The organism is Pseudomonas sp. PHC1 (genome assembly GCF_046487845.1).
Lineage (GTDB): Bacteria > Pseudomonadota > Gammaproteobacteria > Pseudomonadales > Pseudomonadaceae > Aquipseudomonas > Aquipseudomonas sputi.
Genome location: NZ_JBJXHJ010000002.1, coordinates 190,116 through 216,749, shown reverse-complemented (window position 1 = coordinate 216,749; position 26,634 = coordinate 190,116). Strand labels below are relative to the sequence as shown.

General features: G+C 53.9%; 29 protein-coding genes and 3 pseudogenes. 12 read left to right on the top strand and 20 right to left on the bottom strand.

The genetic code is table 11. The features are described from left to right. Positions 1 to 15 precede the first annotated feature (15 nt). Positions 16 to 399, top strand: a complete 384-nt coding sequence (locus ACKJSM_RS03520) for an MAPEG family protein (RefSeq protein WP_064380149.1) — start codon at positions 16 to 18, stop codon at positions 397 to 399. A gap of 49 nt (positions 400 to 448) precedes the next feature. On the opposite strand, the gene ACKJSM_RS03515 is transcribed toward ACKJSM_RS03520, so the two are convergent. Then, positions 449 to 1,621, bottom strand: coding sequence for a murein transglycosylase A (locus ACKJSM_RS03515; RefSeq protein WP_410236632.1), 1,173 nt, complete (start codon positions 1,619 to 1,621; stop codon positions 449 to 451). Positions 1,622 to 1,749: 128 nt separating this feature from the next. On the opposite strand from ACKJSM_RS03515, the gene ACKJSM_RS03510 reads away from it, so the two are divergent. Then, the gene (locus ACKJSM_RS03510; RefSeq protein ID WP_236178861.1) at positions 1,750 to 2,199 is read left to right on the top strand and encodes a c-type cytochrome; all 450 of its coding nucleotides are present in this window, start codon (positions 1,750 to 1,752) and stop codon (positions 2,197 to 2,199) included. A gap of 42 nt (positions 2,200 to 2,241) precedes the next feature. Here ACKJSM_RS03510 and ACKJSM_RS03505 read toward each other — a convergent pair whose 3' ends face one another. The 4 genes from ACKJSM_RS03505 to ACKJSM_RS03490 all read right to left on the bottom strand — a co-directional run bounded on the left by ACKJSM_RS03505 (position 2,242) and on the right by ACKJSM_RS03490 (position 6,759). After that, the gene (locus ACKJSM_RS03505) at positions 2,242 to 2,637 is read right to left on the bottom strand and encodes a DUF1090 domain-containing protein (protein WP_039767970.1); all 396 of its coding nucleotides are present in this window, start codon (positions 2,635 to 2,637) and stop codon (positions 2,242 to 2,244) included. Positions 2,638 to 2,734: 97 nt separating this feature from the next. Further along, positions 2,735 to 4,411 carry an NAD-dependent DNA ligase LigB gene (ligB, locus tag ACKJSM_RS03500; RefSeq protein ID WP_410236631.1) on the bottom strand — a complete coding sequence of 559 codons (1,677 nt, stop codon included), beginning with the start codon at positions 4,409 to 4,411 and terminating at the stop codon, positions 2,735 to 2,737. 143 nt (positions 4,412 to 4,554) lie between these two features. Next, on the bottom strand, positions 4,555 to 5,745 hold the full coding sequence (gene metK, locus ACKJSM_RS03495) for a methionine adenosyltransferase (RefSeq protein ID WP_011336330.1): 1,191 nt from the start codon (positions 5,743 to 5,745) through the stop codon (positions 4,555 to 4,557). 18 nt (positions 5,746 to 5,763) lie between these two features. Further along, complete coding sequence (locus ACKJSM_RS03490) at positions 5,764 to 6,759, bottom strand: ArsR/SmtB family transcription factor (RefSeq protein WP_410236630.1); 996 nt, start codon at positions 6,757 to 6,759, stop codon at positions 5,764 to 5,766. Positions 6,760 to 7,030: 271 nt separating this feature from the next. On the opposite strand from ACKJSM_RS03490, the gene tkt reads away from it, so the two are divergent. From tkt to fba, 6 genes are all read left to right on the top strand, one after another. Next, positions 7,031 to 9,028, top strand: a complete 1,998-nt coding sequence (tkt, locus tag ACKJSM_RS03485; protein ID WP_108563448.1) for a transketolase — start codon at positions 7,031 to 7,033, stop codon at positions 9,026 to 9,028. Positions 9,029 to 9,204: 176 nt separating this feature from the next. Continuing rightward, complete coding sequence (epd, locus tag ACKJSM_RS03480) at positions 9,205 to 10,257, top strand: erythrose-4-phosphate dehydrogenase (RefSeq protein WP_039767974.1); 1,053 nt, start codon at positions 9,205 to 9,207, stop codon at positions 10,255 to 10,257. Between the two features lie 12 nt (positions 10,258 to 10,269). Beyond that, on the top strand, positions 10,270 to 11,433 hold the full coding sequence (locus tag ACKJSM_RS03475) for a phosphoglycerate kinase (protein ID WP_236178865.1): 1,164 nt from the start codon (positions 10,270 to 10,272) through the stop codon (positions 11,431 to 11,433). Between the two features lie 34 nt (positions 11,434 to 11,467). Continuing rightward, positions 11,468 to 11,689 carry a hypothetical protein gene (locus tag ACKJSM_RS03470; protein WP_236178866.1) on the top strand — a complete coding sequence of 74 codons (222 nt, stop codon included), beginning with the start codon at positions 11,468 to 11,470 and terminating at the stop codon, positions 11,687 to 11,689. A gap of 57 nt (positions 11,690 to 11,746) precedes the next feature. Then, positions 11,747 to 12,079: an MliC family protein gene (locus ACKJSM_RS03465; protein WP_236178867.1), complete on the top strand. Its 333-nt coding sequence runs from the start codon at positions 11,747 to 11,749 to the stop codon at positions 12,077 to 12,079. A gap of 125 nt (positions 12,080 to 12,204) precedes the next feature. Then, entirely contained in the window at positions 12,205 to 13,269 is a 1,065-nt protein-coding gene (gene fba, locus ACKJSM_RS03460; RefSeq protein ID WP_007959708.1) for a class II fructose-bisphosphate aldolase, read from the top strand. A 262-nt stretch (positions 13,270 to 13,531) separates the two neighbouring features. On the opposite strand, the gene ACKJSM_RS03455 is transcribed toward fba, so the two are convergent. The 4 genes and pseudogenes from ACKJSM_RS03455 to ACKJSM_RS03440 form a co-directional block, all read right to left on the bottom strand. Further along, positions 13,532 to 13,984, bottom strand: coding sequence for a hypothetical protein (locus ACKJSM_RS03455; RefSeq protein ID WP_410236629.1), 453 nt, complete (start codon positions 13,982 to 13,984; stop codon positions 13,532 to 13,534). Between the two features lie 142 nt (positions 13,985 to 14,126). Next, positions 14,127 to 14,852, bottom strand: a complete 726-nt coding sequence (locus tag ACKJSM_RS03450) for a hypothetical protein (RefSeq protein ID WP_410236628.1) — start codon at positions 14,850 to 14,852, stop codon at positions 14,127 to 14,129. Further along, a pseudogene (locus ACKJSM_RS03445) lies at positions 14,852 to 15,085 on the bottom strand (DUF6124 family protein); the annotation flags it as partial. The pseudogene ACKJSM_RS03445 and the gene ACKJSM_RS03450, both read right to left, overlap by 1 nt. Before the next feature lie 174 nt (positions 15,086 to 15,259). After that, on the bottom strand, positions 15,260 to 15,622 hold the full coding sequence (locus ACKJSM_RS03440; protein WP_410236627.1) for a hypothetical protein: 363 nt from the start codon (positions 15,620 to 15,622) through the stop codon (positions 15,260 to 15,262). Positions 15,623 to 16,070: 448 nt separating this feature from the next. On the opposite strand from ACKJSM_RS03440, the gene ACKJSM_RS03435 reads away from it, so the two are divergent. The 4 genes from ACKJSM_RS03435 (at position 16,071) to ACKJSM_RS03420 (ending at position 18,399) form a co-directional block, all read left to right on the top strand. Further along, the gene (locus ACKJSM_RS03435; RefSeq protein WP_410236626.1) at positions 16,071 to 16,538 is read left to right on the top strand and encodes a hypothetical protein; all 468 of its coding nucleotides are present in this window, start codon (positions 16,071 to 16,073) and stop codon (positions 16,536 to 16,538) included. Positions 16,539 to 16,723: 185 nt separating this feature from the next. Next, the gene (locus ACKJSM_RS03430; protein ID WP_410236625.1) at positions 16,724 to 17,167 is read left to right on the top strand and encodes a hypothetical protein; all 444 of its coding nucleotides are present in this window, start codon (positions 16,724 to 16,726) and stop codon (positions 17,165 to 17,167) included. Between the two features lie 373 nt (positions 17,168 to 17,540). After that, on the top strand, positions 17,541 to 17,978 hold the full coding sequence (locus tag ACKJSM_RS03425; RefSeq protein ID WP_410236624.1) for a hypothetical protein: 438 nt from the start codon (positions 17,541 to 17,543) through the stop codon (positions 17,976 to 17,978). Positions 17,979 to 18,186: 208 nt separating this feature from the next. Then, positions 18,187 to 18,399, top strand: coding sequence for a hypothetical protein (locus ACKJSM_RS03420; protein ID WP_410236623.1), 213 nt, complete (start codon positions 18,187 to 18,189; stop codon positions 18,397 to 18,399). Positions 18,400 to 18,531: 132 nt separating this feature from the next. Here ACKJSM_RS03420 and ACKJSM_RS03415 read toward each other — a convergent pair whose 3' ends face one another. From ACKJSM_RS03415 to ACKJSM_RS03365, 11 genes and pseudogenes are all read right to left on the bottom strand, one after another. Further along, positions 18,532 to 18,921 (bottom strand): hypothetical protein, encoded by a 390-nt coding sequence (locus ACKJSM_RS03415; protein ID WP_410236622.1) that lies wholly within the window; start codon positions 18,919 to 18,921, stop codon positions 18,532 to 18,534. A 1,065-nt stretch (positions 18,922 to 19,986) separates the two neighbouring features. After that, positions 19,987 to 20,268, bottom strand: a complete 282-nt coding sequence (locus ACKJSM_RS03410) for a hypothetical protein (RefSeq protein ID WP_410236621.1) — start codon at positions 20,266 to 20,268, stop codon at positions 19,987 to 19,989. A 39-nt stretch (positions 20,269 to 20,307) separates the two neighbouring features. After that, positions 20,308 to 20,688: a hypothetical protein gene (locus tag ACKJSM_RS03405; RefSeq protein ID WP_410236620.1), complete on the bottom strand. Its 381-nt coding sequence runs from the start codon at positions 20,686 to 20,688 to the stop codon at positions 20,308 to 20,310. 120 nt (positions 20,689 to 20,808) lie between these two features. Further along, positions 20,809 to 21,032: pseudogene (locus ACKJSM_RS03400) on the bottom strand (hypothetical protein); the annotation flags it as partial. 125 nt (positions 21,033 to 21,157) lie between these two features. After that, the gene (locus ACKJSM_RS03395) at positions 21,158 to 21,934 is read right to left on the bottom strand and encodes a hypothetical protein (protein ID WP_410236619.1); all 777 of its coding nucleotides are present in this window, start codon (positions 21,932 to 21,934) and stop codon (positions 21,158 to 21,160) included. Between the two features lie 256 nt (positions 21,935 to 22,190). Continuing rightward, the gene (locus ACKJSM_RS03390; protein ID WP_410236618.1) at positions 22,191 to 22,517 is read right to left on the bottom strand and encodes a hypothetical protein; all 327 of its coding nucleotides are present in this window, start codon (positions 22,515 to 22,517) and stop codon (positions 22,191 to 22,193) included. A 698-nt stretch (positions 22,518 to 23,215) separates the two neighbouring features. Beyond that, positions 23,216 to 23,549: pseudogene (locus ACKJSM_RS03385) on the bottom strand (DUF6124 family protein). Between the two features lie 112 nt (positions 23,550 to 23,661). Next, on the bottom strand, positions 23,662 to 24,102 hold the full coding sequence (locus ACKJSM_RS03380; RefSeq protein ID WP_410236617.1) for a hypothetical protein: 441 nt from the start codon (positions 24,100 to 24,102) through the stop codon (positions 23,662 to 23,664). 877 nt (positions 24,103 to 24,979) lie between these two features. Next, positions 24,980 to 25,252 (bottom strand): hypothetical protein, encoded by a 273-nt coding sequence (locus ACKJSM_RS03375; RefSeq protein WP_410236616.1) that lies wholly within the window; start codon positions 25,250 to 25,252, stop codon positions 24,980 to 24,982. A 33-nt stretch (positions 25,253 to 25,285) separates the two neighbouring features. Further along, positions 25,286 to 25,654 carry a hypothetical protein gene (locus ACKJSM_RS03370; protein ID WP_410236615.1) on the bottom strand — a complete coding sequence of 123 codons (369 nt, stop codon included), beginning with the start codon at positions 25,652 to 25,654 and terminating at the stop codon, positions 25,286 to 25,288. 336 nt (positions 25,655 to 25,990) lie between these two features. Continuing rightward, entirely contained in the window at positions 25,991 to 26,353 is a 363-nt protein-coding gene (locus ACKJSM_RS03365) for a DUF6124 family protein (protein ID WP_410236614.1), read from the bottom strand. Between the last annotated feature and the right edge of the window lie 281 nt (positions 26,354 to 26,634).

Here is a 26,634-nt window from a genome sequence, read left to right as displayed (position 1 = left end):
AAGAAGGACGGCGTTATGACAGTGGCTTTGTGGTGTGTGTTGATCGCGATCTTTCTGCCCTATCTGTGCACCGTCGTGGCCAAGGCCTCGGGCGGTTTCAGACTGCGGGACAATCATGATCCCCGGGACTTTCTGGACAGCGTGGATGGCGTGGCCCGGCGTGCCCATGCGGCGCAACTGAACAGTTTTGAAGTGACCCCGGCGTTTGCGGCGGCGGTGATCGTCGCGCACCTGGTGGGCACGGCAGAATTGGTGACGGTCAATGTGCTGGCGGTGCTGTTCATCACCAGTCGCCTGCTCTACATCATTTGCTATCTGGCGGACTGGGCGGCTTTGCGCTCGTTGGTCTGGTTTGTCGGGATGGCGCTGATTGCCAGCTTCTTCTTCGTTTCGGTCTGAACCTGAAAAGATCGCAAGCTGACGAGGCCTGCGATCTTTTGCGTTGTGCTTACGGCTTGTCGGCCACCTGCGGCACTTGCGGCAACGCCGCGCCTTTCGGCCAGAGCATCCAGATCTGCCCTTGCTGCTTCATGTCGCCAGCCAGTTGACCGGCGGCATCGCCGGTGCCCCAGAACAGATCCGCACGAACCTCACCGGCAATCGCGCCGCCAGTGTCCTGTGCAGCCACCGGGCGTACCAGCGGCGTGCCGTCGGGGCGAGTGGTTGATAGCCACAACAGGCTGCCCAACGGAATCACTTTGCGGTCCACCGCCGCGCTGTAACCGGCGGTCAGCGGTACGTTCAGCGAGCCGCGCGGCCCTTCGTTGCTGTCCGGGTTGCGGGTGAAGAACACGTAGCTCGGATTGCTCGCCAGCAGTTCCGGAATGCGCGACGGGTTGGCCTTGGCCCAGTTGCTGATCGCGCCCATGGTCACCTCTTCTTTTTTCAGCTCGCCCTGTTCCACCAGCCAACGGCCGATCGGCCGGTACGGGTGACCGTTCTGGTCGGCGTAGGCGATGCGCAGTTGGCGACCGTCATCGGTCTGGATCCGCCCCGAACCCTGAATCTGCAGGAATTGCAGGTTCATCGGGTCGGTCAGCCAGGCCACGACCGGTGCCTTGACGCCCTGACTCTCGATGGTCGCCGCATCGTCGTAAGGCTTGAGCACGCGACCTTCGAGGCGACCGCGCAGGCGCTTGCCTTTCAGTTCCGGGTAAATGCTGTCCAGCGAGACAATGATCATGTCTTCGGGCACGCCGTACACCGGCACGTTGGCGGTGGCAGTTTGCGTCAGGCTGCCGGGATAGACCGGTTCGTAGTAGCCGGTGATCAGACCGTTGGGATTGTCGTTCTCGGCGCGCAGGCCGAAGACGTCGAGGTTCTGCTTGAGGAAGGCGCGGATGTCCCCAGCACTTTGCGGGACGTTGGCGGCGGCTGCACAGGTCGGGCCCCAGACCGGGTCAGCCTTGAGCCGGGTGCAGGCGCTGCGCCAGGAACCGAAACCGGCCACCAGATCGCTGTCGGACACTGCGGGCAGGGCTTCCCAGGTGGCACTTGAGTACGTGGCCAGGGCGTGGGTTTTCGGCTTGGCGCTGTCGCCACCGGTGCAGCCGGCGAGGATCGCCAGCAGTGGGAGCGTGACGATGAGCGGATGACGCCAGGCCTTGAAACGGCTGTTCATGGAGAGTTTCCTGTGCCGGTTGCAGAAGTGCTCCATGCGCTCCAGCAACCCGTATTGTTAATAGGGCTATTGGTGTTTGGCGGTGACCCGAGGATACTGGCCGCCGATTTCCGCGACCTGAAGCCACCATGACTCTTAAACGAATTTCTGTTGTATTGCTGGCCTGCCTGACCTTGTCCGCCTGTGGCGGCGTCGACCCGAATTCCCCGCTGGGCCAGCGCAAGGCGATCTTCAAGCAGATGCTCAAGACCGGTGAAGACCTGGGAGGCATGTTGCGTGGGCGCATCCCGTTCGACGGAGCGAAATTCGCCGAAGGCGCGGTCAAGCTCGATGCGTTGTCCCATGAGCCGTGGAAACATTTCCCGCAGGTGCGCGAAGAAGATCACACCAGTGCCAAGGACGATGTCTGGCAGAAACAGGCCCGTTTCCAGGAGATGGCCCGCACCCTTGAAGCGGCCACCGGTGAACTGGTGATCGCCAGCCAGGTGCAACCCTACAAGGCCAGCAACCTGGGGCCGGCCGTGCAGAAAGTCGAAGATGCCTGCAGTGCCTGCCATAAAGAGTTTCGCGACCACTGATGTTCGAGGAATCACGGCTTTTGGCTGTGATTCCTGGCTTTCTTACTTGTCGAGTTCGTCCAGCGCGTCCTGCAATTCCTTGCGCGATTCGGCGAGCTTGTTCTTGCGCTTGTCGATCTTCTCCGGATCGCCTTTCTTCATGGCCTTGTCCAGATCGGCCTGACGCCTGCTCACTTCGTGCTTGGCGTCGAGCACCTTGTTTTCGCGTTCTTTCTTCAGGCCAGCGTCGGTGCAGTGTTCGGTGACTTCGCGCAGTGCGGTTTCGAGACCGGCCTGCTGGTCGGCGTTACCGCGGGACTTGGCCTGTTCGATCTGGTTGATGATGCCTTGCTTCTTGGCAGCACAACCGGTCAGGCCCGGTGCGTCTTCGTCGGCCATCACGGGGGCGGCGAGGACGGCGCAGAAAGACAGCAGGGCGAGCGGTGCGAGAAATTTCATAAAAGCTCCATGTGCAAAGGCAATCGTATCGGTGAAGCACTGCGCTGTTGGAGCGCTCCGGCGGAGTTGGGTTCCCGGCGGGCCGGGGACTGCGTGTTCAGAAGCCGTCGACACCGGCGGCTTGCAGGGTTTCACTCAGGGCCAGTACCTGCGGGTCGCGAAAAAAGGCGCTCAATTGCGCCGCGCGGCCCGGGCCGATTCCGGCTTCTGCCTGCCATTGTTCGGTGCTGCGTTGTGCCAGCGCCTGCCATGAGTCGGCGAGTGTTGCCTGACCGGTCGGTGGCAACCCCAGGGCTTTGAGCCACTGTAGGAACGGCCGTTGGCGGGCGCTGTGAAAACTGTGCAGCAGGCGGGCGCTGCTGCGCTCGCCGAGACCGGCAATGTTAGCAAGCTCCGGTCCGTCGAGGGCCAACCAATCCAGCAGGCTGTTCAGGCGGCCTGTTTCCAGAAGTTTCTCCCAGGTGCCGCGCCCCACATGGGGCAGGGCCAGTCCCTGTTTGCCGCTCAGCCAGGTCAGGCGCGCGAGGAACTGGCTTTCGCAGCCCGGCGTCGGCTGCCAGCAGCTCAGAGCATGAAAGTCACTGGCCAGCGGAACGTCCAGCTCGGCTCGTGCGGTGCTGCGCAGCACCACGCTGTCGAGACGTGGAATCGTCAGCCCGGCCAGACTGATTGCGACCTGATCGCCGGGGCGGATGTCTAGTTCCTGCCAGCGCCTGAGCGAACTGACGCTGACCCGTTTGATCTGCCGGTCATCGAGCATCACCGGCGACAGCTCGAGCACCGGCGTGATGCGCCCGGTGCGGCCGACCTTGAAGTTCACCTTGCGCACATCGGCCAGTGCCTGGGCGAACGGGTATTTCCAGGCGACGGCCCAGTAGGGCGGACGAGCTTGCCAGCGTTCGGCCGGCGGTCGCTGGCTCTGGCGCAGGACCACCCCGTCCGTGGCGAATGGCAAGGGCGAGTGGTACCAGTGATCGCGCCAGTGTTGAGCATCGTTCAGGTTGGCGACGGCCTGGGTGTAGGGTTCGGTGGTGGGAAAGCCGAATTGCGCCAGGGCCGCGATTCGCTCCGGCACGTCCTTCGGCCCTTGCGGCCAGTCCCAGACAAACAGCCCGATGCCGGCGGCGTGTTCCGCGTCGAGATCCTTGCGCCCCAACAGACCGGCCACGGTGGCGCGGGCGTTGGCGCTGCCGGCACGTGCCTGCATGTGCCCGTTCAAGCGCCAGTAGAGTTCGCCTTGCACCAGCAGATCCTGCGGTTGCGTCAGTCGTTGCGGAATGGCTTCGATCTTTTTTGCCGAAGCCGTCCAGTCCTGCCCGCGTACGCCATCCCCGCGACTGATCGCCTGATGCAATCGGCCGTTGCGGTAGATCAGGGTGACCGCCACGCCATCGATCTTGGGTTGCACCCAGACGTTTTGGCGGTCGTGCAGCCAGTTTGCGATGTCCGTGGCGTCATGCAGTTTGTCCAGGCCAGTGTGTGCGACCGGGTGCGCAACCGGGCCTGATGCGGTGCGCAACGGCTCGGGCGGTGAAGGAAGCTTGAAGCACTGGCGCCATTGGTTCAGGCGCAAGCGGGACTGATCGTAGAGCTCATCGGCGATCACCGAGCGACCTTCTCGATGATAGGCGTCGTCCCAGCGGTCGATCTGTTGCTGCAGGGCGGCGACTTCGCTCGATGCCCGGGCAGCGGCCCAGTCAGGGCAGTCATCAGCGAAGGCGTTGAAGTGCAAAACTGGCAGGAAAAACAAAAACAGGCGCAGTGTGGCAAGCATCGTGAGCGTCCTTGCTCAGAGAGATACCTGAAGGCTAGCCGGGATTTCGAAGTGGGCCGGGCGGCTGTTTTGCCGGTTGTTTCGCGGCCATGAAAAAGCCCCGCACGGCGAACCGTGCGGGGCTTCTTGTACCGCCAGGAAAATTACAGGCCGGCAGCGGAACGCAGAGCGTCGGCGCGGTCGGTTTTTTCCCAGGTGAACGTGGAGAAGGTGTCTTCGCCAACGGTCTTGGTCTGCGGAGCGCGGCCGAAGTGGCCGTAGGCTGCGGTTTCCTGGTACATCGGGTGCAGCAGGTCCAGCATGGTGGTGATCGCGTATGGACGCAGGTCGAACACTTCACGCACCAGTTTGATGATCTTGTCGTCGCTGATCTTGCCGGTGCCGAAGGTGTTCAGCGAGATCGAGGTAGGCTGGGCCACACCGATCGCGTAGGAAACCTGGATCTCGCAACGCTCGGCCAGGCCGGCAGCGACGATGTTCTTGGCAACATAACGGCCAGCGTAGGCCGCCGAACGGTCAACCTTGGATGGATCTTTACCGGAGAACGCGCCGCCGCCGTGACGGGCCATGCCGCCGTAGCTGTCGACGATGATCTTGCGACCGGTCAGGCCGCAGTCACCTACCGGGCCGCCAATGATGAACTGGCCGGTCGGGTTGATGTGGAACTGGGTGTCCTTGCTCAGCAGTTCGGCAGGCAGCACGTGCTTGACGATCAGCTCCATCACGCCTTCGCGCAGGTCGTTGTACGACACTTCAGGGTTGTGCTGGGTCGACAGGACCACGGCGTCGATACCCACAACCTTGCCGCCTTCGTAACGGCAGGTCACTTGCGACTTGGCGTCCGGACGCAGCCAAGGCAGCAGGCCGGATTTACGGGCTTCGGCCTGACGCTGCACCAGTTGGTGCGAGAAGGTGATCGGTGCCGGCATCAGCACGTCGGTTTCGTTGCTGGCGTAGCCGAACATCAGGCCCTGGTCGCCGGCGCCCTGATCTTCAGGCTTGGCGCGGTCAACACCCTGGTTGATGTCAGGGGACTGCTTGCCAATGATGTTCATCACGCCGCAGGTCGCGCCGTCGAAGCCGACGTCGGAGCTGGTGTAGCCGATGTCGCAGATCACGTCACGAACGATCTGCTCCAGGTCGACCCAGGCGCTGGTGGTCACTTCACCGGCAACGATGGCCACGCCGGTCTTGACCAGGGTTTCCACCGCAACGCGTGCGTGCTTGTCCTGGGCGATGATGGCGTCCAGCACTGCATCGGAAATCTGGTCGGCGATTTTGTCCGGATGCCCTTCAGACACGGACTCGGAGGTGAAGAGGGAGTATTCGCTCATCTCGATGTTTTCCTGAATTTACCGATGGTGAGTGTCGCCAGCCGGTCGCTGAAAATGGCGAACCTGGATCTGGAAACCATTACGTAAGCCTACATAGAGGCTTTCCCCGGGAACGAGTCCCGCAGCGGTGGCCCAACGGGCCAGATCGTCCTGTTCAAACCCCAACCACAGATCACCGCAGGCCTCCCTGGCCCAACTCTGGTTGTGGCTACATAACTCTGTCACGAGCAGGCTACCGCCCGGTTGCAGCAGGCCGGCCAGGTGCTTGAGCGCTTCGGCCGGCGCGGCGAAATGGTGCAACACCATGTTCAACACCACGCAATCGGCCTGAAGGCTTGTGCCATTCAATGCATCGGCCAATTGCAGGCTGACGTTAGCCAGCTGTTCACGTTCACATACCTGACGGGCCAGTTCGAGCATCGCCGCGCTGTTGTCCAGAGCGGTTACGGTGCCGAAGCGACGCGCCAGTTCCGGCAGGAATGCACCATCACCGGGGCCGACTTCAATGGCCGTGGCTGCGCCATCGAAATTCAGTTTGTCGAGCAGGGCCAGCACGCTTTCACGGTATTGCGGCAGGCCGGCAATCAAATCCTGCTGGGCGCGGAATTTCTCCGCGACCCGGGCGAAAAAGTCCTGGCTGTTGGCGGCGCGTTGCCCGTGAACCTGTGCGATCCGGGTTTCCACGTCGGCCGGCAGCGGCAGATTGTCGACTTCTTCTAACAACGCCGCGTGCAACTTGCCGCCCAGCAACTCGGTGTGGGGCAGGGCGCGACGATAGAACACCGCATTGCCTTCACGGCGAGTCGCCACCAGATCGGCCTGCGCCAACACCTTCAGGTGATGGCTCATGCCGGACTGGCCGATACCGAAAATCTGCGCCAGTTCCAGTACGCCGAACGAGTCGTTGGCCAGGGCGCGCAATACATTCAGCCGCAGCGGATCGCCGCCGGCCTTGCACAGGGCCGCCAGCTCGTCGCAATCGTCATGGCGAATGGAAGGCACGCGTAGGTTCATAGGGCTGGCAGTCTAGTGACGGCCCGGATGCATCGCAAGGTCTATATCAAAAAGTTTTGATATTGCTCGATGGATGGTGCATCCGATTGCACTTCTCACTGCCCGCTCAACTCTACAAAAGAACAGCGGAAAGGTTTCACCTGCCGAAACCGATGTTATCCAATGGAAAAACGCCTCCGGATGACTATCTGTCATTGCCCCGAGGCGCTCGGGTGAGGGAAAATGCCCTCCTTTTTTCCGTTTCAATCTATTCACACCCAGGAGATCAGCGATGCCTAGCCGTCGTGAGCGTGCCAACGCCATTCGTGCCCTCAGCATGGATGCCGTGCAAAAAGCCAACAGCGGCCATCCCGGTGCCCCCATGGGTATGGCAGATATCGCCGAAGTGCTTTGGCGCGACTACCTCAAGCACAACCCGAGCAACCCGTCGTTCGCCGACCGTGACCGCTTCGTGCTGTCCAACGGCCACGGCTCGATGTTGATCTACTCGCTGCTGCACCTGACCGGTTACGACCTGTCGATCGACGACCTCAAGCAGTTCCGTCAACTGCACAGCCGCACCCCGGGCCACCCGGAGTTCGGTTACACCCCGGGCGTTGAAACCACCACCGGCCCGCTGGGTCAGGGTCTGGCCAATGCCGTGGGCTTCGCCCTGGCTGAAAAAGTCCTAGGTGCGCAGTTCAACCGTCCTGGCCACAACATCGTCGACCACCACACCTACGTGTTCCTGGGTGATGGCTGCATGATGGAAGGCATTTCCCACGAAGTCGCTTCCCTGGCCGGCACTCTGGGCCTGGGCAAGCTGATTGCCTTCTACGATGACAACGGCATCTCCATCGACGGCGAAGTCGAAGGCTGGTTCACCGACGACACGCCGAAGCGTTTCGAATCGTACAACTGGCAAGTGATCCGCAACGTCGACGGTCACGACCCGGAAGAGATCAAGACCGCCATCGAGACCGCGCGCAAGAGCCCGCTGCCGACCCTGATCTGCTGCAAGACCACCATCGGTTTCGGTTCGCCGAACAAGCAAGGCAAGGAAGATTGCCACGGCGCCCCGCTGGGTGACGCGGAAATCGCCCTGACCCGTCAGGCGCTGAACTGGAACCACGGCCCGTTCGAAATCCCGGCCGATATCTATGCCGAGTGGGATGCCAAGGAAAAGGGCCGCGCTGTCGAAGCCGAGTGGGACCAGCGTTTCGCTGCCTACTCCGCCGCGTTCCCGACCGAAGCCAACGAACTGATCCGTCGCTTGAGCGGCGAACTGCCGGCCGACTTCTCCGAGAAGGCTGATGCCTACATCGCCGACGTTGCGGCAAAAGGCGAAACCATCGCCAGCCGCAAAGCCAGCCAGAACGCCCTGAACGCGTTCGGCCCGCTGCTGCCGGAAGTACTGGGCGGTTCGGCTGACCTGGCCGGTTCCAACCTGACCCTGTGGAAAGGCTGCAAAGGCGTCAGCGCCGAAGACGCCAGCGGCAACTACATGTACTACGGCGTGCGTGAGTTCGGCATGACCGCGATCATGAACGGCGTTGCCCTGCACGGGGGTCTGGTGCCTTACGGCGCGACCTTCCTGATGTTCATGGAATACGCCCGCAACGCCGTGCGCATGTCCGCTCTGATGAAGCAGCGCGTGATCCACGTCTATACCCACGACTCCATCGGTCTGGGCGAAGACGGCCCGACGCACCAGCCGATCGAGCAACTGACCAGCCTGCGCAGCACGCCGAACCTCGACACCTGGCGTCCAGCCGACGCCGTTGAATCGGCGGTGGCCTGGAAAAACGCTCTGGAGCGCAAGGACGGCCCGTCGGCGCTGATCTTCTCGCGTCAGAACCTGCAGCACCAAACCCGTGATGCCGGCCAGATCGCCGACATCAGCCGTGGCGGTTATGTGCTGAAGGACTGCGCAGGCGAGCCTGAGCTGATCCTGATCGCCACCGGTTCGGAAGTCGGCCTGGCCGTTCAGGCCTACGACAAACTGACCGAGCAAGGCCGCAAGGTGCGCGTGGTTTCCATGCCGTGCACCAGCGCGTTCGACGCTCAGGACGCCAGCTACAAGCAATCGGTCCTGCCGTTGCAGGTCAGCGCGCGGATCGCGATCGAAGCGGCCCACGCCGACTTCTGGTTCAAGTACGTGGGTCTGGAAGGTCGCGTGATCGGCATGACCACCTACGGCGAATCGGCTCCGGCTTCGGCACTGTTCGAAGAGTTCGGCTTCACCCTGGAAAACATCCTGGGTCAGGCTGAAGAGCTGCTGGAAGACTGATCCAGATCAGGTGTCGTCCGGACTGACGCCCTCGCGAGCAAGCTCGCTCCCACAGGTTCTTTGGTGTACACAAAATGTGTGACCAACCTAGAACACTGTGGGAGCGAGCTTGCTCGCGAAAGCGGTGGCTCTGACCACACTGCAATAACGGATTTACCACGGTAATCGAGAACCCCATGCCTCAACCGCGTCCCTACAAAGTTGCACTCAACGGCTACGGCCGGATTGGTCGTTGCGTCTTGCGTGCGTTGTTCGAGCGAGGCGAAAAGGCCGGGTTCGAGATTGTCGCGATCAACGATCTGGCCGACATGGCCAGCATCGAATACCTGACACGCTTCGACTCCACGCATGGCCGGTTCCCCGGCGAGGTGAAGGTCGATGGCGATTGTCTGCATATTAATGGCGACTGCGTGAAGGTCCTGCGCAGTGCCACCCCCGAAGGCATCGATTGGGCGTCGCTGGGCGTCGATCTGGTGCTCGAATGCTCCGGCGCCTGGCACACCCGCGCAGACGGCCAGCGTTTTCTCGACGCCGGCGCGCCGCGTGTGCTGTTTTCCCAGCCGATGGCCAGCGAGGCGGATGTCGATGCCACCATCGTCTACGGCGTCAATCAGGATTGCCTGACCGGCGACGAACTGCTGGTGTCCAACGCCTCCTGCACCACCAACTGCGGCGTACCGCTGTTGCGTCTGCTGGATCAGGCGGTCGGCCTGGATTACGTGTCGATCACTACGATCCACTCGGCGATGAACGATCAGCCGGTGATCGACGCCTATCACCACGAAGACCTGCGCCGCACCCGTTCGGCGTTCCAGTCGGTGATCCCGGTGTCCACCGGTCTGGCGCGCGGCATCGAGCGCCTGCTGCCGGAACTTGCCGGGCGAATCCAGGCCAAAGCCGTACGCGTGCCGACGGTCAACGTGTCCTGCCTCGACATCACGATGCAGACCGCAAGCGACACCGACGCGGGCGAGGTCAACCGGATCCTGCGCGACGCCGCCACCAGCGGCCCGCTCAAAGGTCTGCTGGCCTACACCGAATTGCCTCACGCCAGTTGTGATTTCAACCATGACCCACATTCGGCCATCGTCGATGCCAGTCAGACCCGCGTTTCCGGCCCTCGGCTGGTGAACATCCTGGCCTGGTTCGACAACGAATGGGGTTTTGCCAACCGAATGCTGGATGTTGCAGAACACTATCTGCAAACAGCGACTTCAAAAAAACCGTAGGAAGTGCGACCCATGACCGTGTTGAAGATGTCCGACCTCGATCTGCAAGGTAAGCGCGTATTGATCCGCGAAGACCTCAACGTCCCAGTCAAGGACGGTGTTGTCACCAGCGATGCGCGTATCCTGGCTTCGCTGCCGACCATCAAGCTGGCCCTGGAAAAAGGCGCGGCCGTGATGGTCTGCTCGCACCTGGGTCGTCCGACCGAAGGCGAATTCTCCGCCGAGAACAGCCTCAAGCCAGTCGCTGAGTACCTGAGCAAGGCCCTGGGCCGCGAAGTGCCGCTGGTGGCCGATTACCTGGGCGGCGTTGACGTCAAGGCCGGCGATATCGTGCTGTTCGAAAACGTGCGCTTCAACAAGGGCGAGAAAAAGAACGCCGACGAGTTGGCCCAGCAATACGCTGCCCTGTGCGACGTGTTCGTGATGGACGCTTTCGGTACCGCTCACCGCGCCGAAGGTTCGACCCACGGCGTGGCCAGGTTCGCCAAGGTCGCCGCTGCCGGCCCGCTGCTGGCTGCTGAGCTCGACGCGCTGGGCAAAGCCCTGGGCGCACCGGCCAAGCCGATGGCGGCCATCGTTGCCGGCTCCAAGGTGTCGACCAAACTCGACGTACTGAACAGCCTGAGCCAGATCTGCGATCAACTGATCGTCGGCGGCGGCATCGCCAACACCTTCCTCGCTGCGGCCGGTCACCCGGTCGGCAAGTCGCTGTACGAGCCGGACCTGCTGGACACTGCGCGGGCCATCGCCGCCAAGGTCAGCGTTCCGCTGCCGGTGGACGTGGTGGTTGCCAAGGAATTCGCCGAGAGCGCCGAAGCGACTGTAAAACTGATCGCTGACGTGGCTGCCGACGACATGATCCTCGACATCGGCCCGCAAACCGCGGCCAACTTCGCCGAACTGCTGAAGTCGTCGAAAACCATCCTGTGGAACGGCCCGGTCGGCGTCTTCGAATTCGACCAGTTCGGCAACGGCACCAAAGTACTGGCCGAAGCCATCGCCGAAAGCGCGGCGTTCTCGATTGCCGGCGGTGGCGACACCCTGGCGGCCATCGATAAATATGGCGTGGCGCAAAAGATCTCCTACATTTCCACCGGCGGTGGTGCGTTTCTCGAATTCGTCGAAGGCAAGGTGCTGCCGGCCGTTGAAGTCCTGGAAAGCCGGGCCAAGGCCTGAGGCCGCCCGTTTGGCCAGGCAAAGGAGTGTTCAGATGGTCAAGTCGTTAGCGCTGTTGCTGCTGACCGGTGCGCTGGCGGCCTGCGGGAGCAACCCGAAGGCCGAGCCGACACCGGCACCGGGCGAGGCCCGGAAAGGTTGCTACCAGGCCGACTGGCAGGCCGAAACCAACCCGGTGCTGAACAAGCGCTCGGGGCCGGAAGGCCTGGACAAATACGAGACGCAAACCCCGGCCAAGGAACATGGTTGTCCTTGACCGGTCTGACTCTTTAACTCAGGGCCGGCGGCGTGCGCTGCCGGTCGAGGAACACGGATGAAAGGCTTGATCGCCGTTGCGGCACTGGGCTTGTTGGGTGGTTGCGCGCAGTGGAACCCGTTCCAGTCGTCCAGCCCTGTGGATAACTGGACCACCTGGACCTGCGACAGCCAGGCCAAGGTGCTGTGGCGCTACACCGATGCCGCCCGCCAGGAAGTCGATGTGCGCCTGGGCGGCGGCGATCAGGTCTATCGCCTGAAAGAAGAGCCGGGTGCCTCGGGCGCGCTGTACAGCGACGACATGCTGGCGTTTCACATCAAAGGTGAGGAAGGCCTGGTTTACTGGGTCGCCACCAATGATCTGATCGGCCGTGGCTGCAAGGCCGAATAAAACAGAATTTGCTTTATCGAATCACCAGGCCGGGCCTCAACCCCCGATCTGCAATCACTTGAATAGCCGCCGCCGCTCCGGCAGGCTGGCACGATTAACGACCCAAACCGGGAGAGAGACACACAATGGCACTTATCAGCATGCGCCAGATGCTGGACCACGCAGCCGAGTTCGGCTACGGCGTTCCAGCCTTCAACGTCAACAACCTTGAGCAGATGCGCGCCATCATGGAAGCCGCTGACAAGACTGACTCCCCGGTGATCGTCCAGGCTTCGGCCGGTGCCCGCAAATACGCCGGCGCCCCGTTCCTGCGTCACCTGATCCTGGCCGCGATCGAAGAATTCCCGCACATCCCGGTGTGCATGCACCAGGACCACGGCACCAGCCCTGACGTCTGCCAGCGCTCCATTCAACTGGGCTTCAGCTCGGTCATGATGGACGGCTCCCTCGGCGAAGACGGCAAGACCCCGACCGACTACGAATACAACGTCCGCGTGACCCAACAAACCGTCGCCATGGCCCACGCCTGCGGCGTTTCGGTTGAAGGCGAGCTGGGCTGCCTGGGTTCGCTGGAAACCGGCATGGCCGGTGAAGAAGACGGCATCGGCGCCGAAGGCGTTCTGGATCACAGCCAGATGCTGACCGACCCGGAAGAAGCCGCTGACTTCGTCAAGAAGACCCAGGTTGATGCCCTGGCCATCGCCATCGGCACCAGCCACGGCGCCTACAAGTTCACCAAGCCACCTACCGGTGACGTGCTGGCGATCGACCGCATCAAGGAAATCCACAAACGCATCCCGAACACCCACCTGGTGATGCACGGTTCCTCGTCGGTGCCACAAGAGTGGCTGGCGATCATCAACCAGTACGGTGGCGACATCAAAGAAACCTACGGCGTACCGGTTGAAGAAATCGTCGAAGGCATCAAGCACGGCGTGCGCAAGGTCAACATCGACACCGACCTGCGTCTGGCCTCCACCGGCGCCATGCGTCGCCTGATGGCCACCAACCCGAGCGAGTTCGACCCACGTAAATTCTTCGGCGAAACCGTGAAGGCGATGCGCGATGTATGTATCGCTCGTTATGAGGCTTTCGGTACTGCTGGCAACGCTTCGAAGATCAAGCCGATCTCGCTGGAAAGCATGTATCAGCGTTATCTGAAGGGTGAGTTGAACGCCAAGGTCAATTGAGACTGGGTGTTGAGCTGAGTTGAAAGAAACCCGCCTTGAGGCGGGTTTTCTTTTGTCTGAACTCTCATGGTGAGCTCATATTTCTGCTGCGTGAAATATCACCTGTAACGGACAATATCTGGATTTGTTGGGCCGAAGTCCGATATGGGTGAAATTTTATGATCTGCGCAGCTTGTAGCAGTTTTAGTGTGAAATTGATGGTTAATTAAATTCGCCCCTTTTGCTTCTTTCTGTCGGGGGCCTTATCGAAGGGGGAGGCGTACTAGGGATTCCAGAATCCATAGAAAGGACGAGTGACCGCGTAAGCCGTGCCTGCAATCGATATTTCTGCCCAAACTTCATAGCCAGGATCGAGTACAAAACCTTCCGTCCCATTAACGTTATTTTGATAAGGAAGGGTGAACATGGTTGCAGAGTTAGGAGAGGTGATCGTCACCGGAACAAATGAAGTTGTTGGCAGCGGCGAGTTATAAGGTTGGCCATTAGCAGACATGACACGGTCTGCATATATTGTGAGGAGGCTGCCAGGAACGACGTTTGGCGTGGGTAGAAAAATGAAGCGTGTTCCCGACGCATATTTATAGGGGCCGGGATTTCTTTGGAAACCGGCTGGCAGAAGATTTCCGTTGACTCCCGGCGTTCCAGCGGGAAGAAACTCAGTAGATTGCAAAGCGGGCGCAATGAAAAATGGAGGAGGGGTGGTAGGCGTTGCCATGACGTTCACCTTTCATGCTGTTGGGTTGTTTTTCTTGTGTTGATTGGTTGTTGTTAAATTAGAGCTAAGAGGTCTTGAGTTGTCCCATAAGTTGCGATTGTCCCTTTGGTTGGCTTTGATTTTCCTTCCTTCGGTTGTCCATTTATTTCGGCATGGTCGTTATGTCTGATTTTAGTACAAAAAACATGGAAAGAAATAACCGGCCTCCTGGCAATGACGTAATATCCATATTATTGATGTCCAAAGTCGAGTGGAGAATTGTAGGTAGTTCTGGAACCTTAACTGAATGGGGTGTAGATTTATTTGCTGATTCTGGTATTTGTGGTTTTGGCCTTTGTGCATCGGCTGGGTTGTGTAGCGTGAACTGTGTATGACCTTGAGTGTCAACGTAGTTTGCAAATCTGATTAATACCAGCGCCTTCTCTAATGAATTTTCTGTGAGGTGTAACGCCTTGATGGAATCGAGAGGAGCAGTTGTTTCTATATTTGTTTCCAGATTTTTTATTGTAATGATTTTGCTGGCTTCGTTGATGTCGGTGACCAATCCTGAAACGTTTTTATGTTTGCCATTTGTCAGGATTACACAATCCAGTTTAAGCTCTTTAGTGTCTAAAAGCAGTATGGGTGTATTTTCTGAATTTTCCATGGCTGATTTTCCTTCTGTTGTGGTACTTGCTTGTTGGGAAATTTTATCCGTACGAACGTAGAGGTCTACTGTCAAAAATGACCCTCTTTTATAACTTTTTGATGTTGCAGCTATTCCGGCTGAAAATAAAAACTGGCTTGATTGATTTCTGACTAGGGCGTGATGGCGGGTTAAATCAAGAACCCGCCATAAGCAGGGCGAGTTTTTCTCGCATGCAGTCATTACATTTTCGGTTCCACATGATCCAGCGTCTGACTCACCGCCAATTTCCCCAGCATCACCACTTGCGCGATATCCATCGCGGTCTTGCGGTGGGATGGTGGGAGGATCGCGGCGAAGTCGTTGAGCATTTCGCTGGCGGAGTCGAGGGTTACGCTGGTGTTGGCCAGCAGGGATTCGGTGTTGTAGGCGGGGTTGGCGAGGAATAGGGGGGCGGGTTCATTGATCGAGCCGATCTCGCCGGAAGGCATGTGTCAGCGTTATCTGAAAGGTGAATTGAGCGCCAAGGTCAATTGAGGCTGGGTGTTGAGCTGAGTAGAAAGAAACCCGCCTTGAGGCGGGTTTCTTTTATCCGGGTTTTATGTCGAACTCATATCCCGTTGCCTGGAGTGCCCGTTTGATAAGACGCGTCAGCACTTTGTGAAGGAAATGTTATAGGTTTTACCTACATTCGGTCCGCCGCGATCGACTCGAACTGTCCCATTTAAATTGGAGCAACCTCCGTCCGTTGAACTCATGCTAATGGCGAGCAGATTAAATTCAGGGCCTCCGGCCTGTGCTTGCAGATTTAAATTTACGGCGGATCCATATATTGGGCTTTGAGGAAAAAAACTTCCAATAACGTTAAAGTGAAGCCCAAAGTACGCCATGCTGGCTTGATTTATGGTGCTTGTATACGGGTCTGATGAATTAATTGTCAACGTAGCGTTGTGACTCTCGCCGGCATCATATACGCGTCCATTGTAAGTCCCATTAAGATTGATCTGGCTCATTCTTTACCTTCATCTGTTTGTGAGAGATGTTTGGCTCAGGTGGGATGTTTTTATTTGTCCCGCCCTGGTTTTTAATTGTTTCGCTCACGAGGATGAACTCCGTATTTGTTTCAGTAACCTGTTAAAAGTAGCAGTTTCTTATAGTTTTTCGGAATAATCATGTGAGACCTCTAAAAATAACGTCTGGTAAATCCTCCCTCCGGGAACCGTGAGCAGATTGAAAAAAGCGTAGGCATTACAGTTCGATGCATGGCCGTGGAAACGTTGATGTCGATGCTGGGTAATTTGTCTTCTACCTTAGGCTTTAACGACAAAAACATAGAGGGCTGCTATAAAAAATCAATTTTAAACTCCGAACAAGACTATAAACCTGTCAACTATGACAGGTGCAAAAACTCAGAAATTCGCTCAAGCTGACTCCATCACCCAGAAAGAAAGGAGCATCAAAATGGAAGTTCAGAGCGAAGAGATCTGCGTTGTCTATGGCCTTGGATCCAAGATTCTTGCAGTACAAGTCAAAAAAGGAAGGTCGAAAGTAGTTGATGGAGAGATAGAAAGCATCGATCAAGATACTAACAGTGTATCAGTCAAGGACAGCCAGTCAGGATTGACAGAGCACGTTAACATTAGTGAAATTCGATCCATTGAATTGACCAAAGAGTTTCTCGATGATGCCGTTGCACTAGGTAAATGGTACCAAAATTCAAACGGTAGTTTTGAAATGCAAAGTGAATCTATACCTAAACCTGCACCTATACCCACACAGTCAATGCACGTTTTCGGTCACATTGATTCCGGTAAAGCTCCGACACAGTCTCCTCTTTTAAAACTGGTTGGATCATCTAAACGTATTGTCGTTGGGAGACATGCACTATCAGAAAACCGCGTAATTATTTTCCGCCTGGATGGTCAGTAAATATTTACCTTCACAGCTCTCTAAGTTGTCTTAAACAACCAAAACGGCATCGCCGCAAAGATCATACTGGTTGCCGGTAAAGTTTTCCAGATCCATACACAAACACATTGATAGCAGCAGGGTACCGCCCCTGCAATCCCGCATTGAAAGATAGCGTTATCACTGACCAAACAAGGAAGCTCGCCATGCCCAAATATATTGTAGTTAACCAACCATTCAAACAATTCTATTCGGACACGGACGATGAGCCAGCATCGCCTGTTATGGGTGTAGATCCCACAGACTTAAACAATGTTGCCTACACTGTGTACAACAAGCCATTTAGCCTGTTTCAGTATTTGGGTGGTTGTTGCTTCATTTGGCCAAGCACCATTCCTTACCAACCAGGCATGGTTGTAGATTGTTATGCGGAAAACAACACAACAGGCATCACTGCAAATTCCTTCAGCAAACAAATGATGATACCCCTCTATTACAACAGTACTACTAAAGTAAAAACAACCATGGGCATGCCTGACATGCTTAAACTGGGTGCTGGCCAGATTGAAGTTTCTGGCTCAGTGACAGACACAGTGAATGACATTGTCTATGTCATGCGGTCGTTTTTTTTCACAATCCAGATGCCCTGAATTACCAAGGGCAGCGTGCAGATACTTTCCTTCGCTCAGGGAAACATCTGCATGCGCGCATAAATTAAATGGAAATGGGAGGCGGATTTGTTGACCGTAGAAATAAAAAATTAAATCCGTACCGATTGGCTCTAGCATCAATCGCAGGTTCGTAGTGGCTGGGTAACGCGGAAGCTATGAAGTGTACTTATGACATTCAGAAGTGAAGCTGTTATTTTTACAGGTTTTTTGAGCTCATTCATTTGTTAGGCTGTAAAGGTATGAGCTTGGTTTTAATCATCCAGCGAGCATCTTTTATCCACATAGGCTGAATATGAATATCGCCCCGATAGTACCAGGACCGGTAAATCTGATTGGGCAGGGTACTGCGACCATGCCATCGGCTTTCGATCCTAATCCTTATCCATTTGTTCAGATGAGAAGCGTGGCTCCGTTGCTGGTGCAAGTGCCGGGAACGGTGTTCGTTGCTTTGCATTACGCGCTACCAGACGCTACCCGGGTGGGCGATGAACTGGAAGTGTTGCTGGTTGACCAAAACTTGTTTCCGACGTCGGTTTTAAAGATTCATCTCGATGACTATCGGATTTTTTTGGCTCTTAGAAGGCAGCAAGGTGTATTTATCCAGAACGAGATCAATACAAGCCGTTGGCCCGCCCTGGGTATTACGCCCGGTATCTATGATGTTGAAGTCGTTCACTCTGGTGCGACTCCACCGGGTGTGCCGACGCCGCCCTCTCCGGCCCCTCAAGTGCCCGCGACTCCCAGTCGAGTGGTGGCTCTCAGCTTTCTTCGCCCGTATTTGATTACGTGAGTCAGGATGATATGGAGGCTGCGTTTCAGGCCATTTCTTTACAGCAAACCCGCGTCGATAAATTTAATGCAACTTTTTTGAAGCTGTTATTGCTATTTTTTATAAAGAACTGTCAACTTTGACAGTTCTTTAAAGTATTAGGATCGTCTAATCTTGAACCGGGAACGATTTTATTAGTGTTTAATTTAATCTGGAAAGGAAAAATGTTATGGCTTATCACTCCACGTACAAAGGCTATGAAATTCATGAAGATCTGACAGGTGGCTATTACGATAGTAATGGAAGTTTAGTGGGGCAGTCCGTCGGTTATACCTACAGAAAACCGGGGGGGGAAGTCATCGGAATGGTACAGTCGTCAGTTAAAGAGGCTCAACAAAGGATTGATAAATTGATCAATCCGCCGCCAACAATTAGAGGCTAAAAATCACCCGCGACGGGGACGGATTTATTTAATGCGGCTCGCTGGATGCACTAAATAAATCCGTCCCGAATGGCACTATCATTTTTTGTTATCAATTAAAAATGGTTAATTAGTTAACGTTTTAAACTATCTTTATTTTACGCTGGTTGGTGGCCACAGTCTTGCCAAGGCCTTACCCGAGAATGGATAGGAGTCGCAGCGCTCGTGACTGTTAGTAGACCTGAAAATCGTGTGGAGTTCGGGGATAAAAAGAAGTGAGTGGCCACCTCCGGCATCTATCGGGATCAAGATTGGCCCCGGGCGGAAGATTCTGGCCTTGGCGACTGGTATATTCCTAAGAGTGCCAGTTTCATCTCTTATGATGACTTCTTGATTTTTTGCATTGATACCTTCGAATGTTCCATCAGTCCTTTTATTCTCCATTAAGACGAACAACTCTAGCCCCACATATACGTCAATTAGTAGGTCGCACTGAGGGATTTTGTATTCAGAACCTACAGTGTCCATTGTGAGGTTTTCCATTTAAATCACCATTCCTTGATTGACGAGATTACATTCTTTTATCAAATGCGAGGGTCGTCTACTGTCAGAAGTAACAGGTGTTTAGCTGTATTTTTCATTTAAAATGTATGGCCTATTTCTTTGTGTCTGATCGTCAACTTTTAGAGGTTCTAAGTGCAGACAGAAGAGCGTGCAATTCAGGAAAAACGCCAATCTCCTTACGGAACTACGGCGTTTTTTCTGGATTTGGCTGAGCAATGGAGTTCTTGGTTGAGTTAGCGGCTTCGAAAACGGCACTGCGCTAAAAAGCGCTTGTGATTGGCCAGGGATTCAGTGTGGCTGCATTGCGCAGGTCGCCGCTACTGCTTTGACCGCAACGGGGACAGGTCTCTTTAATGCGGTACTCAAGGTGGCAAGGCGGTCATTGTGGTGGCGAATGAAATGTAAATAATGGGTCGTGCGCCAGGTGAAGCTAAGGGGGGCTGTACGGTTATGACGAATTCCAGGACCCCTGCCTCGAGATTCTGACGCATAAGGTAAGGCGGAATAAATTGGTATGGCCATATAGTATTGGCGTTAACAGTCTGGGTTTGGCTGACTGGCGTTGTGGTGGCGGCAGGAGATATGTTTGTAATATCCAGGGTAATGAGTGTTCCTGGTGTGAAGGATGGCATCATCTGGAACTCGATAAAGTAACCGTCGCACACACCGGTGTGTCCATAAGTTGTGTATTCAACACAGTTCTGATTGTTTCAGTCTACTCCGACTACTCTTCGTGCGGTGATGTAGGTTCTGTTTCGGTCTATAAGCCGAATTAGGGGGGGCGCATAACTCACCTCGGTACTATTCAGCAGGGATGTTTGTGCTGTTTTAAGAGGTTTATTCCGGAACGTGAGAGGCGAACTGTTTTAATTTAAAGAGGTGGAGAAAAAGATACATTCAGGTAAGCGGCTGGATGATAGTGTTGGCATTTTTAGTTACTCCTGAAACCTGCGGATTGCTGTGTCCGCAGGTATGGGCTGGTTCTGGTTGAAAAAGGCCGCCATGTCGAAATCGCTTGATTTCACTGTGTATATCTCATCACCATTAGGGGAGGGCAAGAAGCAAAACGGGTTCAGGTTCAGGTTCAGGTTCAGGTTCAGGTTCAGGTGGAAAGACCTTCTTAAAGTCTAACTCCACTAAAAGCTCAGTATCGCCTATAGAAACTGCTTTGGGTTTGGGGGAACCAACTCCCTCTAGGATCAGGCATTGGCTTTTTACATCAAAGTCAAGAATTCTCGTAAAGTGAATTCTTTGTCCTATTACACATGTGACTTCATCGCCTGCGTAAACGGCGATTGTTGATTTGATTTTAGATACAATTCTCATTTTATGGTCCTCAATTAAATATGGTTAAGTAGTTAATAGTTAGTGGCGTCGCGGCAGTAATGCCGAGACTGTACCTGAGAAACTAAAATATTCGGATCGCTGGTAACGCCTAATAGATTCGGGTGTTGTTTTAAATTCAGGTGAAATATCAGATGGGTTGTCGCTTCCAGCATCTAGCTGGCTCAACCTTTCCAAGGGGCAGAAGATTCTCGCCTTGGCGACTGGTATATTCCTAAGAGTGCCAGTTTCATCTCTTATGTTGACTTCTTGATTTTTTGCATCGATACCTTCGAATGTTCCAGCATAATCGCGATCTGGCATCCAAACGTACAAAAAAAGCCCGCTATCAAGTGTGACAGTTGGTTGTTTACGCTGAAAGATATCGTATTCAGGATCAGGGTACTTTGTGAGCAGCTCCATTTGAATCACCATTCCTTTATTGATGAGATTACATTCTTTTATCAAATGCGAGGCTCGTCTACTGTCAGAAATAACAGGTGTTTAGTTGTATTCTTCATTTAGAATGTATGGTTTATTTCTTTATGTCTGATCGTCTTGTGCAATTCCCAGCGCGGTTTTGCGGTGGGACGGCGGGAGTATCGCGGCGAAATTGGTATTTTGCTGGCGTTGGCCAGCAGCGATTCGGTGTTGTAGGCGGGGTTGGCGAAGTACATGGGGTCGGGTTCGTTGACCGTGGCCATGATGCGGGCGCCGGGGCAGAGGTAGTGGTCGAGGGCGCGTTCGGCGGCTTCGTTGAGGCTTCTGACCGCAACGGGGACAGATCTCTTTAATGCGGCATCGTTAGGTGCACTAAATAAGTCCGTCCCCTCAAGGTTTTCAAGATTTTATCTTGATCTCTTGACCCCCTTGTCTCTTAAAGGTGACGCATTCATTTGTTTTGGTTTTCTTGGGTTTCGGAAGGTGTATATTCGATAAGACTGAAAGTAACGGGGATCTTCAATGTTTCTGTTGTTTTCGTTGCATGAACGGTTATGGTTAGTATTGTTTCATTTGAAGATGGCTGTGGGTGGCTGTTATTCATAGATATTGATGAATCATTATTGAATTTTCTGTTCCAGTCGGTGGGCGAAATGCCGGCTGGTGGATGGATGATGCGAGTTGTTGGTAAAAATTCCATGGCTTCTTGACGTACTGTGATCGAGTGGACTTTCCAGGTTAGTGGTGTTGGCAAGGAGGGAGAGTGGGTGGTTTGTTTTGGATCCGGGATACCTTGGGTAGTAGAGAAGGGACCAGAAGCAGCCAATATAGCGTAACTTAGTGAGTGATTCGGGTCTTGGTAATCCAATACAGGAGCGGATGGAGAAGTAGAGCAGAATTCTCGATGTCCAGCAGCACAGAGTTCATTAATCTGACCTTTAGAAAGCATTGGTAGGTCTCTTGCGCTCGACATTACACTGCTGGAAGCATTTTGCGTTAGTGGATTAGAGGCTCGATCTGTGTTCGGATTGTCGATGATTATTGCTCGTATTTCTGATACAAGAATCTTAACAACAGGGCCGGTGTTCTGGATGATACAAACGGAGTCATTTTTTATTTCACTTATTGTTCCGCTCACTAATTTTGTTTTGTTGGCTACATTTGCTATCCATTGAATTTTATTGGACTGAAAGTAGCTCACGCAAATTGTGTCCTCGTTGATGCTCATTAGAGTTCTCCATTAAAGAATGAAAAGTTGACGGGTTTGTTTTGAAGGTGTGTGTTTGCCTGGTAAATAAGTCCGTCCTCTCAAGGTTAAATATTTACTTCCAAGTGATAGAGAGAAACACACATTCAGGTAAGCGACCGGATGACAGTGTTGGTATGTCGAGTTGCTACAGATACCTGCGGATTGCAGTATCCGCAGGTGTGGGCTGTTTTTGGTTGAAAAGACCAATATGTCGAATTTGATTGGTTTTTACTGTCTATTTCTCACCATCATTCTTGGGTATAATTAAAAAATACTCATGCTCAGGTTCAAGGATGTGGTCGAAGCTTATTTGAATATAAGGCTTGAACTCACGTAGAGGAACTACTTTGGGACCAGTGGATTCACTTGTTTTCACGATAACGTTTCCTTGATCGTAATCAATGGCAAGGACTTCTACACTGGCGAGTTTGGTGTTGAAATCCGAATAAAGTGGGGGTGGGCGGAGGGGGGTATTGGAGAATTGGTATGCTGCTATAGCGGCGCTATATTCGGACGGCATATTCTCGAATTCCGGATCGATTAGCTTTGTTCTTAAATTCATTTTTAATATCCTCAATTAAATATGATCAAGGTGCTTCATCTCTTAATCCATATGCTAGTGACGCCACTCTTCTCAAGGCTATACCAAGGTTAATGATTTTTTCGGAATCTTTACGGCCGATAATTTCCACGGGGAGCAGGATTGTGGAACCGTCGACTGGTATATTCCTAGGAGTGTCGGAGCCATTTTTCAGGATGATTTCTCGAGTATCTTTATTGATGCCTGCGAATTGTCCATCAAAACATGTATGGTCCCTCCAGATGCGCAACTTTTGCCCTTCATGTAGCCTGATAAGTGGTGGTATTTGAGTCTCAATCGATACGGAAATAAGATCCGAAGTGTGTAATACGGGGATTGCCATTTGAATTGCCATTATTTGATTGACGGGATTACATTCTTTTATCTAGTGCGAGACTCGTCTACTGTCAGAAATAACAGGTGTTTAGTTTTTTTATTCATTTAAGGTGTATGGCTTATTTCTTTATGTCTGATCGTCGGCGTTTGGAGGTTTAATTGCGGACAGAAAAACGTGCAATCCAGGAAACACGCCAGTCTCCTTGCGGAACCATGGCGTTTTTCCTGGAATTGGGTGAGAGATGGAGGCCCTGGTTTAGTTAGCGGCTTCGAAAACTGCACTGCGCTAAAGGGCGCTTGTGATTGGCCAGTGATTCAGTGTGGCTGCATTGCGCTGGTCGCCGCTACGGCTTTGGTTCTACGTGATCCAGCGCCTGATTCACCGCCAGTTCCCCCAGCATCACCAGTTGTGCAATGCCAATCGCGGTTTTGCGCTCGGCGGGGGAGAGCGTGGCGGCGAAGTTGTTGAGCATTTCGCTGGCGTTGGCCAGCAGCGATTCGGTGTTGTAGGCGGGTTGGCGAAGTACATGGGGTCGGGTTCGTTGACCGCGGCCATGATGCGGGCGCCGGGGCAGAGGTAGTGGTCGAGGGCGCGTTCGGCGGCTTCGTTGAGTTTTCGGGAATTGATTGATTCGTATGGGAAGTCGGGTCTGTTATCGGCGGATGCGACAAATGAATCGGTCACCGTTTTCGGAAGTTGCGAGGGTAGACTAGTTTATTAAACATATCTGTCCCCTCAAGCTTTTGGATGGGACCGCCGCGTCTCTCTGGGCGCTCAGCGAAGATGTGTTCATGAAATTATGAACAGATGGGGAAAGCATACCGCTGTTATCCTGCCACTGGCATTTTTAAACAATAAAGTAACTTCGAAGTCGCCTGGCCTGATTGGGTGATTAAGAACTTCAATTCCAAAATAGCTGAAATTGGCGTTTGTCAGGTCAGTCAAGAATTGCAAAGTCAGGGCGTGAGAGATGACCGGTGTTGTAGAGGGTGGGGCGCCCACTGGGTCGATGTAAATCTCACAAATATCATCGACTCTTGTAGTTTGAGGTAAGTATATCGAAAACCCTAAGTATGTGTTTGTTCCTCTGGGAGTCTGGTTCAGCTGCAGCTTTGGAGCAAGCGCTACCTGCGCGTTATTGATAGGTGCGTTGTTGATGGATGCAGCACTAATGGCCGGGGTGTTGGGCCATGACGGTAGAAAAGGAACCTGTAATGTTAAGATAGGCATGGTTTGACTCTTCGATAAGCTCTATATTTTTTCTTTCTGAGACGCTTGCATGATCGATGTTCAAGGTGGCAAGGCGGTCATTGTGGTGGCGAATGAAATGTAAATAATAGGTCGTGCGCCAGGTGAAGCTAAGGGGGGCTGTACGGTTATGACGAATTCCAGGACCCCTGCCCCGAGATTCTGGCGCATAAGGTAAGGCGGAATAAATTGGTATGGCCATATAGTATTGGCGTTAACAGTCTGGTTTTGGCTGACTGGGGTTGTGGTGGCGGCAGGAGATATGTTTGTAATATCCAGGGTAACGAGTGTTCCTGGTGTGAAGGATGACATTTTCTGGAACTCGACAAAGTAACCGTCGCACACGCCGGTGTATCCATAAGTTGTATATTCAACACACTTCGGATTGTTGTAGTCTACTCCGACTGCTCTTCGTGCGGTGATGTCGGTTCTGTTTCGGTCTATAAGCCGAATTCGGGGGGCGGGCATTGATCTGTAAATAGGGACTGGCATAACTCACCTCGGGACTATTCAGCAGGAGTATTTGTGCTGTTTAAACAAGTTTGTTCAACCGCGACGGGGACAGATTTATTTAATGTGGCGTCGCTTGATGCACCAATAAATCAGTCCCCATCCCCCCGTGGATGATACAAATGGAGTCATTTTTTATTTCAGTATTGTTTCGCTCACTCATTTTATTTTGTTGGCTAAATTTGCTATCCATTGAATTTTATTGGATGGAAAGCAGCTCGCACGAATCGTGTCCTCGTTGATGCTCATTAGAATTCTCAATTAGAGAATGAAAGTTGATGGGTTTGTTTGTTTTGAGGGTGTGTGTATTTGCCTGATAAATAAACCCGTCCCCTCAAGCTCTGTCCCTTCAAGCTTTAGGGCGGTTTGAGCCACTATGAACCAAAGGAACGTATTCCGGATTATGAAGGAGTCTACTAAAGTCTAAAGAAATATGAGTGGTTACATCGTCCAGAGGAACTGCTTCGGGTCTAGTTGAACCATCTTTCTGCAGGATAATGGCATTGTTTTGTTTGTCAATGCCAAGAATTTTTGCAGTGTAAAGTTTATTTTTGATTTCACATCTGACTATATCGCCCACTTCAATGGCGAGTTCTTTTTCGGTACGATTAAAAACTCTCATTTTTTGTGTCCTCAATTAAATATGGCTAATGAGTTAACGATATGGCAATGGTCTGTCCATTATTGCCACGGCTGTACACGGGCGTGTGGGGTTGTTATCTTTATTAAAGTAGAGCATTTCTCCTAAAAAACGTAAACCTCGGTCTTTAGTTTCAGTTTCGTTAACTGCAGGGGTCATGGGGATCGTTAATGTGTCAGCGTCGACTGATATGCTCTTCAGATTGCCAGATTCATCTTTTATGATGATTTCTTGTTTATCGTTATCAACATCTTCGAATGTTACAGTATTTTTTTTACCTTCACCCCAGTAGCTCAGCAGTGTCCCTTTTTCTAGCTTGAAAGTTAATTGTTCAGATGTAAAGCGTTCGGTGCTAAATTCGGATGCTCTTACGTAGGTTTGCATTTTGATCACCACTTTTGATTGACGAGATTACATTCTTTTATCTAATGCGAGACTCGTCTACTGTCAGAAATAACAGGTGTTTAGTTTTTTTCTTCATTTAAGGTGTATGGTTTATTTCTTTATGTCTGATCGTCGGCGTTTGGAGGTTTAATTGCGGACAGAAAAACGTGCAATCCAGGAAACACGCCAGTCTCCTTGCGGAACCATGGCGTTTTTCCTGGAATTGGGTGAGAGATGGAGGCCCTGGTTTAGTTAGCGGCTTCGAAAACTGCACTGCGCTAAAGGGCGCTTGTGATTGGCCAGTGATTCAGTGTGGCTGCATTGCGCTGGTCGCCGCTACGGCTTTGGTTCTACGTGATCCAGCGCCTGATTCACCGCCAGTTCCCCCAGCATCACCAGTTGTGCAATGCCAATCGCGGTTTTGCGCTCGGCGGGGGAGAGCGTGGCGGCGAAGTTGTTGAGCATTTCGCTGGCGGAGCCGAGGGTTTCGCTGGCGTTGGCCAGCAGGGATTCGGTGTTGTAGGCGGGGTTGGCGAAGTACATGGGGTCGGGTTCGTTGACCGTGGCCATGATGCGGGCGCCGGGGCAGAGGTAGTGGTCGAGGGCGCGTTCGGCGGCTTCGTTGAGTTTGGTGGGGTCGAGGGGATCGTAGGGGGAGGCCGGGTCTGTGACCGGCGGGTGAGGCGTAGATTTAATCATTTGCTCGAAACCTGATTGGAGTGCCCCCGCTCTGGCTACTAATCAAAGTGGAGGCAACTGTACGCAGGTTAGTAGACCGGGGTTTCGAGCAAGCCGGCGCACCCGAAGGTGCCCTGCGCACAGTCGCCATCAGGTGCAGGAATCGAAATTCCTGACTGATAGATGCTTGTGCACAAGCTCGAAGCCGCGGGCTACTAAACCCGATCACTGCGAATCAGTGACCCGAATCAAGTTACCGATGGCCCTCCAGGCGCACAAGCCGGCGGATTCTGGCGTACCGG